This window comes from uncultured Methylobacterium sp., assembly GCF_964244095.1.
In the GTDB taxonomy this organism is placed as follows: domain Bacteria; phylum Pseudomonadota; class Alphaproteobacteria; order Rhizobiales; family Beijerinckiaceae; genus Methylobacterium.
Genome location: NZ_CAXTHR010000027.1, coordinates 26607 through 37725, shown reverse-complemented (window position 1 = coordinate 37725; position 11119 = coordinate 26607). Strand labels below are relative to the sequence as shown.

The 11119-nt window shown below is 73.6% G+C and carries 13 protein-coding genes and 1 pseudogene; 7 read left to right on the top strand and 7 right to left on the bottom strand.

Annotation, left to right across the window (positions count from 1 at the left end):
- The 3 genes and pseudogenes from ACFE86_RS06760 to ACFE86_RS06750 form a co-directional block, all read left to right on the top strand.
- Positions 1 to 537 (top strand): annotated as a pseudogene (locus ACFE86_RS06760) (penicillin-binding protein); the annotation flags it as partial.
- 8 nt (positions 538 to 545) lie between these two features.
- Positions 546 to 1235, top strand: coding sequence for a DUF1214 domain-containing protein (locus ACFE86_RS06755; protein ID WP_375454556.1), 690 nt, complete (start codon positions 546 to 548; stop codon positions 1233 to 1235).
- The gene (locus ACFE86_RS06750; RefSeq protein WP_375454560.1) at positions 1223 to 1825 is read left to right on the top strand and encodes a hypothetical protein; all 603 of its coding nucleotides are present in this window, start codon (positions 1223 to 1225) and stop codon (positions 1823 to 1825) included. Before ACFE86_RS06755 ends, ACFE86_RS06750 begins: the two co-directional genes overlap by 13 nt.
- Positions 1826 to 1834: 9 nt before the next feature.
- Here the strand turns inward: ACFE86_RS06750 and ACFE86_RS06745 are convergent, their stop codons facing one another.
- Both ACFE86_RS06745 and ACFE86_RS06740 read right to left on the bottom strand, forming a co-directional pair.
- Positions 1835 to 2683, bottom strand: a complete 849-nt coding sequence (locus ACFE86_RS06745; protein WP_375454559.1) for a hypothetical protein — start codon at positions 2681 to 2683, stop codon at positions 1835 to 1837.
- A 92-nt stretch (positions 2684 to 2775) separates the two neighbouring features.
- Positions 2776 to 2967 carry a hypothetical protein gene (locus ACFE86_RS06740; RefSeq protein WP_375454555.1) on the bottom strand — a complete coding sequence of 64 codons (192 nt, stop codon included), beginning with the start codon at positions 2965 to 2967 and terminating at the stop codon, positions 2776 to 2778.
- 521 nt (positions 2968 to 3488) lie between these two features.
- Between ACFE86_RS06740 and ACFE86_RS06735 the strand changes: the two genes are divergently transcribed.
- Positions 3489 to 3764 carry a hypothetical protein gene (locus tag ACFE86_RS06735; protein WP_375454554.1) on the top strand — a complete coding sequence of 92 codons (276 nt, stop codon included), beginning with the start codon at positions 3489 to 3491 and terminating at the stop codon, positions 3762 to 3764.
- 100 nt (positions 3765 to 3864) lie between these two features.
- Positions 3865 to 4812, top strand: a complete 948-nt coding sequence (gene gshB, locus ACFE86_RS06730) for a glutathione synthase (protein WP_375454553.1) — start codon at positions 3865 to 3867, stop codon at positions 4810 to 4812.
- A 9-nt stretch (positions 4813 to 4821) separates the two neighbouring features.
- Here the strand turns inward: gshB and ACFE86_RS06725 are convergent, their stop codons facing one another.
- Both ACFE86_RS06725 and ACFE86_RS06720 read right to left on the bottom strand, forming a co-directional pair.
- Entirely contained in the window at positions 4822 to 5127 is a 306-nt protein-coding gene (locus ACFE86_RS06725) for a hypothetical protein (protein WP_375454552.1), read from the bottom strand.
- A gap of 104 nt (positions 5128 to 5231) precedes the next feature.
- The gene (locus tag ACFE86_RS06720) at positions 5232 to 5495 is read right to left on the bottom strand and encodes a hypothetical protein (protein ID WP_375454551.1); all 264 of its coding nucleotides are present in this window, start codon (positions 5493 to 5495) and stop codon (positions 5232 to 5234) included.
- Positions 5496 to 6089: 594 nt separating this feature from the next.
- On the opposite strand from ACFE86_RS06720, the gene ACFE86_RS06715 reads away from it, so the two are divergent.
- The gene (locus ACFE86_RS06715) at positions 6090 to 6434 is read left to right on the top strand and encodes a hypothetical protein (protein WP_375454550.1); all 345 of its coding nucleotides are present in this window, start codon (positions 6090 to 6092) and stop codon (positions 6432 to 6434) included.
- A gap of 14 nt (positions 6435 to 6448) precedes the next feature.
- On the opposite strand, the gene ACFE86_RS06710 is transcribed toward ACFE86_RS06715, so the two are convergent.
- Entirely contained in the window at positions 6449 to 7309 is an 861-nt protein-coding gene (locus tag ACFE86_RS06710; RefSeq protein WP_375454549.1) for a CsgG/HfaB family protein, read from the bottom strand.
- Positions 7310 to 7494: 185 nt separating this feature from the next.
- Here ACFE86_RS06710 and ACFE86_RS06705 point away from each other — a divergent pair, with 185 nt between their 5' ends.
- Positions 7495 to 7809, top strand: coding sequence for a hypothetical protein (locus tag ACFE86_RS06705; RefSeq protein WP_375454548.1), 315 nt, complete (start codon positions 7495 to 7497; stop codon positions 7807 to 7809).
- A gap of 48 nt (positions 7810 to 7857) precedes the next feature.
- Here the strand turns inward: ACFE86_RS06705 and ACFE86_RS06700 are convergent, their stop codons facing one another.
- A complete protein-coding gene (locus ACFE86_RS06700) occupies positions 7858 to 9390 on the bottom strand; it encodes a cation:proton antiporter (protein ID WP_375454547.1) in 1533 nt (510 codons plus the stop codon).
- A 26-nt stretch (positions 9391 to 9416) separates the two neighbouring features.
- The gene (locus ACFE86_RS06695) at positions 9417 to 10850 is read right to left on the bottom strand and encodes a carbohydrate porin (RefSeq protein ID WP_375454546.1); all 1434 of its coding nucleotides are present in this window, start codon (positions 10848 to 10850) and stop codon (positions 9417 to 9419) included.
- Positions 10851 to 11119: the final 269 nt, after the last annotated feature.

Sequence of the window (11119 nt, the reverse complement as noted above, 5' to 3'; positions counted from 1 at the left end):
AAGGTCGCGGGCAAGTCCGGCACCACCAACGCCTACCGCGACGCGTGGTTCGTGGCCTACACCGGCAACTACGTCGCCGCGGTGTGGTTCGGCAACGACGACCACACCTCGACCAACAAGATGACCGGCGGCTCGCTGCCCGCCTCGACCTGGCACGACGTGATGGAGGTCGCCCACCAGGGCATCGAACTGAAGCCGCTGCCGGGCCTCAAAGCCCCGACCGGCGCGGCGGCGCAGGCGGCCGCGGCCCCGGCCGACCCGGCCGCGACCAGCTACGGCAAGCTCTCGCGCCGCTCCTTCGAGGTGATCGGCGGCCTCAACGGCCTGTTCCGCACCGTCGAGCGGGCCAAGCCCGCGGCCGGCGAAGCGAAGCCCGCGGCAGGCGAGATCAAGCCCGCGGCCGGCGAAGCGAAGCCCGCGGCCGGTGCGGTGAAGCCCGCGGCCGGCGAGATCAGGCCGGGCGCCCGCCTCGCCGCCCCGACCCGCGACGTGGCCGAGGGCAGCCGCTCCGTCGGCGGCCGCTTCGAGCCCCGGTGAGGCCCGGCATGGCGGCGGGCGAGGCCGGGCCCGGCACGGCGAAGGCCGCGCCCGCCATCCATCCGGCAGACCGGCGCCGCCGCCTGGGCCGCCTGGGCCGCCTCGCCGCCACGGCCTCGCCCGCCGCGCTGGCGCTCTACGCGCTGGCTTTGGGCGCCGGCCTCGGGCTTGCCAGCGCCGACTGGGCGACGCGGGGCGGCTACGCGTTCGGGGGCATCCCGGTCGGCGCCTGGACCGCGTGGCCGCGCTCCGGCTCGACCGCGGCCGACCCCTACACCCGCGCGGTCAACGCCCGCCGCGGCGAGGTGCCGCTCGCGGTGGGCGAGGGGCTGCTGCTCACCGCCGCGGCGGACGATTCCGGCCGCCTGCTCGACGCCGCCTGCACCTACCGCATCGCCGGCGTGACCCCGCCGGCCCGCGCCTGGACGCTGACGGTGGCCGGCCGCGGCGCGCCGGAGCCCGGCCGCACGCTCCTGCGCGAGGGCTTCACCGCCACCGAGATCCTCCGCCGGGACGACGGGCGCTTCGTGATCGTGCTCGGGCCCGAGGTCGCGGCCGGCAACTGGCTGCCGAGCCCGCGCGTCAGCGGCCCGCTCCGCCTGGCGCTGCGCCTCTACGACACCCCCGTGGCGGCGAGCGCCGGCAGCCTCGACCGCGAGGCAGTGCCCGCGGTCACCCGGCTGGGCTGCGCGTCGTGAACCTGCGCCTGCCCTACGCCACCGCCTGCGGGCTGGCGCTCGCCGGCATCGTCCACGTCGCGACGGTGCTGGCGATCCCTCTCCTGTCGGAATCGGACGCGCTCACCCGCGCTCGGACCAGCGAGAGCCTCGATCACCCGCAGCAGATCTACACGCTGGCGACCGGGGCCGAGCCGGCCCCGGCCGAGGCGTGGCTGCCGATTCCCGACCCCGCGGTGGCGGTCGGCGTCTGCGCCTACGACCTCGACGACGGCCCGATGCGGGTCTCGGCGCGCACGGGCCCGATGATGCTGTCGCTCGCCGTCCACGGCCGGCGCGGCGCGTTCTACGCGGTGACCGACCAGGCGGCGGTGCGCGGCGCGCTCGACCTCGTGGTGCTGACCCGCGCCCAGTACGACGCCGCGCTCGCCGGCGACGACGAGAACGAGCCGAGCCGCGACGTGCGCATCGTCGCCCCCGGCAGCCAGGGCTTCGTGGTGATCCGCGTCATCGCCGGCCTGCCGAGCGAGCGCGCGGCGGCCAACGCCGCCGTCCAGGCGGTCTCCTGCACGACCGACAGCCCGGACGAGCCGGAGAAGGGCGGCGGGTAGGGCTCCCCGCTAATCCTTCGTCACGATCGCCCGTGCCGGAGCGAAATCGGCACCGCGGTCCGCGCCCGCGACGAGGCCGCAGCGCGCGGCGGCCTCCGGCGGCAGCAGCGTGTCGAGGAGGGCGCGGCGGGCGTCCAGCAGCGCGACGGCGCGCTCCGCGCCGACGGCCTCGGGGCCCGGCAGCGCCACGACGAGATGCTCCAGGGCGTAGCGGTAGCCCGCCGTGCGCGCGTCCAGTTCCAGGCGCACCCGGGCGATCAGGCAGCGGTTCTCGGCGACCCGCATCGCGGCCTCGCGCACGGCGTCGTCGTCCAGCGTGCGGGCGAAGGGGAGGCTGCGCAGGCGCAGGCCGTCGGCCTCGTTCACCCGCGCGGCGAGGGCCGCGAAGGGCGCGACCAGCCGGGCATCCGCGGTCGCGTCCTCCGCGAGCCGCCGGTAGCGCGAGACCGGCGAGCGGGCCTCCTCCGCGACCAGCCCGTCGTGATAGGCGGCGACCGCGCCGGGGTGCCAGGATGCCGGCAGCACCCGGGCGTGGGTGAGGTTGGCGAGCGCGTCGTCCAGGACATCGCTCGCCTGCGCCGGCATCAGGAGGCGCCACGCCCGCGCGCGCAGGGTGCGCTCGTCGTCGGTGAGCGGAAAGGCCGAGGCCGGCTCGTCGCGCGCGTCGGCGGCGCGCGTCCCCGTGGCCGCGACGAGGCCGTTCCAGGCGCCGGCCGCCGGGCGCCCGAAATCGCCCGTCTGCGCGCAGGCGCCGAGGATCGCCGCCAGCGCGCAGGCGGCGGCCGGCCGCGCGAGCCGCCGGGCGCCGCGGCCGAAGGCGGCCTCGGTGGCCGGAACCGGCCGGGGCCGGCTCGGCATGGATTTCGGCATGAACCTCGGCATCGACTGCCTCATGGACCGCCTCGCTCGCGTGTCGCCGGACGGGTCCGGCCGTGCCGGCAAGGCCGCGGTCAGGAGGCGCGGCGCTCGTAACGCACGCCGAGGAACAGCAGGATCTCGCCGCGGGCCTCGCCGGGCTCGGGCCTGCGGCGGGGGCTGGCGGCCGGCGCGAAGGGCAGCACGAAGCCGCTCCGCGCGGCGGCCGGCGCGGCCTCGGCGGCCGGCGCGGGTAGGAGGGCGGGGGAGGGGCGGGAAACGGTCATGGCAGGCACCTGTCGGCGGTCCGGGCATCGCGCCCGGGCCCCGTCCGGGGCGGTGGCGGAGGCGGCGTGTCGATGGCCGGCAGATCAGCACGGCATGGTTAACGAGGCGTTTCCGGAGCCGACGCCCGATGGCGGCGCGCTTGGCCCACGCCTTGCTTGGATGGTTCCGCCCATGGCGGGCGTTTCCTCCCAACGACTGGGCCCTGCTCACATCCCGAGCGGGGCCCTTCTTCCGTCAGGGGCCGCCTCGCGCCCGAGGCGGGCCGGCGATGGTGCGTTGCGGCCGCATCCGGCCGGGATCGGAACCGGCGCGCGGCCCCGACGCTTGCCTAGCGATGGTCGCGCCCGCTATGCCGGGACGATCGCGAGCCCCGGCCTCGCGCGGACGCCGCGCCACCCGGGACCCCAGGGCCGACATGCAAGGACCACGCTGGATGCGATTGGACACGTTTCGACCGAACACGCCTCGACCTGCACACGTATCGCCGCTTCCCCAGATGCCGGCCGCAGGGCCAGCCCGGATGCGCCGCCCGGCGGCGCTTCTCCTGACCCTGCCGGTGTTTGCCCTCGCCCTGCTGGCGCTCGCCGGCAGCCCGGCGCAGGCCCAGCGCGACGACCAGGGGTTGCAACTCGGTTGCGCCAACGACTACTTCCGCCTCTGCGTCGGCGTCGATCCCAACAGCCCGGACGCGGAGAAATGCATGACGCGCAACCGCAAGCGCCTCTCGCCCGAGTGCCGCGCCGCCATCGGCGACTACGACAAGCGCAGCGGCAGCAAGTCGATGCCCGACGACTGAGCCTCATCGTGCGAACCGGACCGCGGTTCGCGCAGAACGCCGGCTCTGCGCGGGTTCGCACCCGTGGAGGCCGGCCGGGCCTTGAGCGGAGCGAGACGACATGGCGTTGACCGTCGCGGTCCAGATGGACCCGATCCAGGCGATCCGCATCGCCGGGGACACCACCTTCGCGCTTCTGCTCGAAGCGCAGGCGCGCGGCCACCGGCTGGTCTACTACACCCCAGACCGGCTCTCGCTGCAGGGCCGGCGCGTCACCGCGCGCGTGCAGGCGCTGACCGTGCAGGACGTCGAGGGCGCCCACGCGACGCTGGGGGCGATCGAGCGGATCGACCTCTCCGAGGCCGACGTGGTGCTGATGCGCCAGGACCCGCCTTTCGACATGGCCTACATCACCGCCACGCACATGCTGGAGAAGATCCACCCGAAGACGCTGGTGGTGAACGACCCTGCGGAAGTCCGCAACGCGCCCGAAAAGCTGTTCGTCCTCGACTTCCCCGACCTGATGCCGCCGACGCTGATCACCCGCGACAGGGCGGAGATCGAGGCGTTCCGCGCCGAGCACGGCACCGTGGCGATGAAGCCGCTGCACGGCCACGGCGGTGCGGCGGTGTTCCGCGTCGCGCAGACCGACCCGAACTTCGGCTCGATGTTCGACCTGTTCTCCGTGACCTTCCGCGAGCCGTGGGTGGTGCAGCGGTTCCTGGAGAAGATCACCGAGGGCGACAAGCGCATCATCCTCATCGACGGCGAGCCGATGGGCGCGATCAACCGGGTGCCTGCGGAGAACGACATCCGCTCCAACATGGTCCGCGGCGGCGCGGCGGCGCCCTCCGACCTCACCGCGCGCGAACGCGAGATCTGCGCTGCGATCGGCCCGGAGTTGCGCCGCCGTGGCCTGATCCTCGTCGGCATCGACGTGATCGACGGGCATCTCACCGAGATCAACGTGACCTCGCCCACCGGCCTCCGCGCGATCAGGCGGCTCGGCGGGCCGGATCTGGCGGTCGGCGTGTGGGACGCGATCGAGGCGCGGGTGGCGGCGGGCTGAGGCGCCGCCTCACGGCATCCGGCGCTGGCCGACCAAGCTCGGGGCCCCCTGGAACTGGCCGACGAAGGCGGTGCCGGCGCGGCCGGACTGGACGATCGACAGGCGCGCGTCCGGCGCAACCTGCACGATGCCCGCCATGTTGGCCTGTCCGGTCTGGCTGACGACGAGGGGACCGCGCCCCCCGACCTCGACGAGGCCGAACACGTTGGCGCGGCCGCTCTGGGCGATGATCCGCGTCTGCGCCGCCGCCGGCACGAGCGCGGCGAGGAGCGTTGCGGCGGCGAGCATCGCCTTCATGGCATGGACGTTCGGCATCGGGTTTTCCGGTGATGGCGGCGCGTCGCCCGCCGTGGCCTCCCTCGAGAGAGGACCGTGCCTCAACCTTAGCACGAAGGTCGGCACGGTCCTCGCTGGCAGGCTCAGGGCATCTGCAAGACGGTGCCGCTGTTGAAGCGGCCGGACTGGCCGATGGCGGCGTCGTTGAAGCGGCCGCGCTGCACGGCGACCGCGCTGTTGACGGTCCCGAACTGCACCGTGGTCGAGGTGTTCGCGAAGCCGCGCTGCGCCGTGAACGCTTCGTTGAAGCGGCCGGACTGGACGATGGTGGCGGTGTTGCCGGCGAGCACGGCGGACGAACCGACGAGCGTGACGATGCCGGCGAGAAGAACGGTGCGCAAAGACATGGTTGCAGCCTTACCTGAGACGATGAGGGTTTGTTCTTTCCGCTTCGAGCGGCAACACCTCCTTAATGTTTCGCTGCTAGACGGGCAAACGGCGGCCCGAGCCTGATTTTCGTGTCGGATACCGCACGCTGCAAATCATTTTTCGATATTCGATTCCTCGACTCCGGTATGCGATCGTATTCGTGCCGCGCCTGAAGTGACGGCGAGGCTCGTCGATCCGGATGCCGGCGATCTCCGCCGTCCTTCGGACGCGCGGCGCCCTTCGATATCTCGGCCTCGCCATCCCGGATCTGTCTGACGTTCGCTCTCCACGCGCGCCGTCTTCCCAGATATCGCTCCTGCGACGCCGAATACGCATCCGCGTCACGAGAACACGGGACGTTCTGCGCGGCGTTTGCCGCGGATCGGTCGACGCCTCAGTATTCGGACACGTGGATCGCGATGCCGGCAGGACGCCGTTGCGTCGGTAGCCGGGATCGGCGCGCGCGATCCCGGCTCCGGCGCGGGTCGCGCCGCGCGGTCCGCCGCCGCGGCGGCGTATCCGAAGCCTTCATCCCGATGGCGGAGACTGCCCGCGTCCGTCCGGAGACGCCGATGACCCGCGTGATCGCCAGTACCTGCCTCGTCCTCCTCGTGGCCCTCCCGGCCCAGGCCGGCGGGGTCATCGCGGTCCAGCAGACCAGCGCGCGCAACTACGTCAGCGTGATCCAGGCGCGGAACCCGTTCCTGACCCGCAGCCGCACCGTCACCGCGACCACCGGCAACACCACCGTGACCGAGATCGTCGCGATCGGCCCGGACCCGGCGGCGCTCAGCATCCGGCAGGCCGGCCTGATCAACCGCATCTCCAGTTACCAGCGCGGCCCCGGCCCGAACCTCGACGTGCGCCAGGACGGGCTGGTCAACCGCGTCAGGGGCATCCAGGTCGCGATGCCGTGATGCTTGGGGCCGATTCAGCGCCCCGCCGTCGGCGTCTTGGCCGGCAGCGAGCCCGTCGCCTCGGGGTGGGGCCCGAGGGGCGGGCGGCGCAGGGTCCAGATGCCCGTCGCGTCGCCCTGGCGCACGAGTTCGTAGACGCCGACCTCGATCGCCTCGCGCACGGCCGTCTGCGTCGCCTCCTGGATGCCGATCGAGGCGCCGACATCGAGGATGCTGCGGCCGAGCACGCGCGTGGCATTGCCGGTGCCCGTCGTCGTCAGGATCGGCCGCGAGGCGTTGATCGACTTCAGCACCACCCCGTCGCGGACGCGCACGAGGCGGATGTTGATCGTCACGAGATCGCGGCTGTGGGCGAGGCTGCCGCCGTAATTGCCGAGCTGGACGCTGGCGCCGGCGCTCAGGATCGGCGAATCGTAGGACACGACGCCGCCGGTGACGATGTAGTCGGCAAAGACCAGCGGATCGATGAGGTTCTTGGGGCTCTTCTTGAGGAAGGCGTAGGTGTCCTGGATCAGCTTGCGCTCGCGCAGCAGGCTGTCGAGGTAGCCGCGCTCCACCACGTTGAAGCGCGTGCCGCTGCCGGCGGTCTTCAGGGCGTCGACGAGGATCACCGAGGCGCCCTGCGTGATGGCGCGCGAGAATTCCGGGAAGCCGTTCTTGAGCGAGGACTTGTTCTGGCCGGTAAGGTCCTGGAAATCGTACACCGCGACGTTGAGCGGCCTCACCGGCGGGGGCAGCGCCGCGAGCGCGGCGGCGGGCTGGGTCAGCAGGCCGGTGGCCGGCCGCACGCCGAGCGAGCCGGTATAGTCGTAGCGCGAGCAGGCGGCCAAGCCGATGATCGAGAGCCCCGCCAGCACGGAACGAAACAGGCGCATCGCGACGTTGCCTCCCTTCGCCCGACCGGTTCGCGTCAAGCCAATAGCGCGATGAAGCTTCGATCATGCTTAACATCTTCTAAAGCGCGGCCGTTTAAGCCGGCGATGGCGGCAACGCGCCCCAGCCATGCCCTCGAACGGCGCCGTGCGTGCGTTCGGCAAACCGCCACGTCCGGGATGTCCTCATGCGCCGAACCCTCGCCGCCCTCGCGCTCGCGCTCCTGGGCCACCCGGCCGCGGCCCAGGCGCCGGCGACCAACGCGCTCTCGAACTGCGCGCTGATCGCCGATCCCACGGCGCAGCGCCTGTGCCTCCAGAGCGCGCAGCAGGCCCGGCCGGCCGCGGCCTTCGACCCGACCGCCCAGAAGCTCAGGACGGAGCGCAACCCCGTCGGGCTCCGCCGCGACGCGCTGAGCCCGCCCGCCCCTGGCCCGGGCAAGCCCGCCGAGGCCAAGCCCGCCGAGACCAAGACGAAGGACTGGCGGCTGCAGATCCCGTAGGGCCGTTGCCGGTCCGGCGAAGCGTTCGGGCGGACGCCCCGTGCGGGCTCACGTCTCCGCCCGCGGCGTCGCGTTCAGCTCCGCCCAGTCGAACTCCTCCTCCAGCAGGAAGTAGGCGTCGTCGCCGATCGCGCCCTCGCGGCGCAGGCGCATGACCGTGTCGCGGGCGGCGGTGATCGCGTGGCGGCGGGGGGCGTCGGAGGGCAGCGATTCCGGGGCGCGGCCCTCGTGGTGGTCGTCGGCTTCGGCGAGCGCGGCGCGGAACTCCTCGCGCAGCGCCTCGGCGGCGGCGTGGTCCTCCACCGCGTCGAGGCTGGCGAGCGCGGCGGCGTAGGCCTCGGCCCGCGCCCGGCCCGCCTCGCGGCCGACGGGGTCGTCGTCCTCCAGGCCGAGCCGCGCCAACAGCGGCCGCAGGGTCAGGCCCTGCACCACGAGGGTGCCGAGCACCGTGCAGAAGGCGGTGAAGACGATGAGGTCGCGCTGCGGGAAGCCCTGCGGCAGCGCGAGCGCCGTGGCGATGGTGAGGATGCCGCGCATGCCCGCCCAGGACACCGCGACCGCACTCTTGAGCCCGTCGTGCCCGGTCTCGGCGAAGGCGAGGCGCCGGATGCCGGAGGCCGGCAGCACCCAGGCGATCCGCACCAGCACCACGGTCGCGAACACCGCGCCCCCGAGCACCACGGCGCCGACCCGGTCGGTGCCGGTGAGCCGCTCCAAGATCGGGCCGATCTGGAGGCCGATCAGCACGAAGGCGAGCACGTTGAGCACGAACACCGCCGTGTCCCAGACCGCGGAGGCGATGATCCGGGTGCGCGGCGCCGTGATCTCGGGGTTGAACCGCGCCACGGTGATCGCGAAGCTCACCAGCGTCAGCACGCCGGAGAGTTCCAGCCGCTCGGCGGCGATCCACAGGCCGAAGGCGGCCACGAACTGCAGCACGATCGTGCTCGGCGCATCCGCGACCCGCCGCATGCCTGCGACGAAGGCGAGGCCGGCGAGCGGCCCGGCCACGAGGCTCGCGACCACGCCGACCAGGAAGGCCGGGCCGACCTCGGAGAGGTGGAAGGCGCCGGCCGCGGCCGCCGCGACGCCGAGCCGATAGATCAGCAGCGAGCCGGCGTCGTTGAGCAGGCTCTCGCCGCGCAGGATCGTGGTGAGCCGGTGCGGCAGCGAGACGTGGCGCAGCACCGAGAGCGCGGCGACCGCGTCGGGCGGCGCGACGACGGCGCCGAGCACGATGCAGGCGGCGAGCGGCATGTCCGGCACGAGCAGCTTGGCCACGACCGCGACCGCGACCGTGGTCGCCACCACCGCCCCGAGGGCGAGGCCGGCGATCGGGCGCCAGTTCACCTTGAGGTCGCGCAGAGAGGTGGCGTAGCCGGCATCCAGCAGCACGGGGGCGAGGAACAGCGCCAGCGCGAGTTCGGGGTCGAGGGCGAGGCTCGGCACGCCGGGCACGAAGGCCAGCGCGACGCCGCCGAGCGCCAGGAAGGCCGGATAGGGCGCGCCGACGCGCCGCGCCGCGGCCGCCAGCAGCACCGCGCCGAACAGCACGCCGACGATCCACTCGAAAATCACCATGTATGCGGAGATAGGGCGCCGCCGCCTCAATACTGCACTGTCGCGCGCACCCCGAGCACGGTGGAGTTGCGCAACCGCCGCCCGTCCGCGGCGGCGATGCCGCCGCCGGGGCGGATCACGTACTGCACGTCCGGCTGCACGGTGAAGCCCGGCACCACGAGCGCCTGGTAGGTCGCCTCGATCACCGTCTCGGCCCGCCGCCGCGGCATCGCCGTGCCGGTGTAGAGGATGGTGTCGCGGTCGGCGCGCCGCGCGTCGTCGGACAGCCGGGCATAGGCCACGCCCACGCCGACCGTGTCGTCCTCGCGGCCCGGAAACAGACCCTTGTAGGCGAGGCCGGCATCGCCGTAGGCCGCGACCAGGCTGGAGCGCGTCGGCGAGACCGAGGCGCGCAGGAACACCGACAGGCCCTCGTCGTCCTTGTCCGGCTCGACCAGCAGGGTCTGGTCGAGGATGGCGTAGAGCCCGGCATTGCCGCGGCGGGGCCGCGGCAGGCCGTTCGAGGCCGGGTCGGCGAGCGAGAGGCCGAGCGTGTCGCGGCGCAGGTCGTCGAAGCGGCCGAAATGCTGCCAGCCGCCGAGCGTCACCGTGCCGGGGAGCGCCACCGCGCCTTTCTCCGTGTTGTAGGCGTAGGCCGCCTCGGCGACGACCAGCGCGGGGTCGTGCACGCGAAAGTTCGTGCCGGTGCGGTCGAGGCGCTGCGCCTCCGGGTCGGCGCCGGGGCGGGCGGCGCCGGCTGGGTCGCCGTCGTAGAGGCCGGCCTGGAGCGACAACCCGCCGCCGGCCTCGTATTTCGCCCGGAGCGCCGGCGTCGCGAGCGGGTAGGCCGGGCCGCCGCCCGGCAGGTTGAGCCCGGTGATCGTCGGCCAGCCGAAGGTGGAATTCACGAACAGCGTCGCGGTCTGGCTGACGAAGAACTCGCTGTCGGCGGCCTGCTGGCCGATGCGCAGGCCGAGCTTGCCGTCGAAGAGCTGCTGGTCGAACCACAGCACGTAGAGCCGGGTCGCCGGCAGCGCCTCGATCACGCTGGTGGTCGCGAGGTTGCCGACATCATAGCGCGACAGGCCGGTGCCGTGGATGAAGTAGGCGTTGGCGTGGAGCGTCGCGCCCTGCCAGCCGGCGATCCGGTCGAAGTCGAGGTAGAGCCGCAGGTTCAGCCGGTCCTCGACCACCGCGCCCTGCCGCCTGCCGCCGGTCGGGTTGCCGAGCACGTCGGCGATGTAGGTGAGGCTGTAGGAGACGCCCCGCTGCTTCAGGACGGGGCGCAGCCCCAGCGGGTCGCCGAACGGCCCGAGATAGGGCTCGACCGAGCGGGCGTAGCCGCCCGAGGTCTGGCTCGAGGTCTCGGGCTGCGCGACCGAGGTCCGCACGTCCCCGCCCGCGCCCTCGCGCAGAGCGGGGATCGCCGGCGGCGCCTGAGCCGCGACGGGGGCGGCCGCCGGGATCGCTGCGGCAAGCATCGCTGCGGCAAGAATCGCGGCGGCAAGCACCGGAGCGAGGCGGCGGCCGGTGCGCGGACGGTGGGGACGGCCTGGAGTGGTCACGAAGGGCCCCGAAGCGTTTGCCGGCCACGATAGACCAGCCGCGCCGGCGTGTCCCTTGCAAGCCGACCGCGCCGGCACGTCTTCGTCGGCACGTCTTCGTCGGAGCGCACGACTTCCCCGTCCGCGGGCCAACAGATCGCCGTGACGGGCGTCCGCGCCGCGCGCCGCTCCCTCCCCCCTCTGCG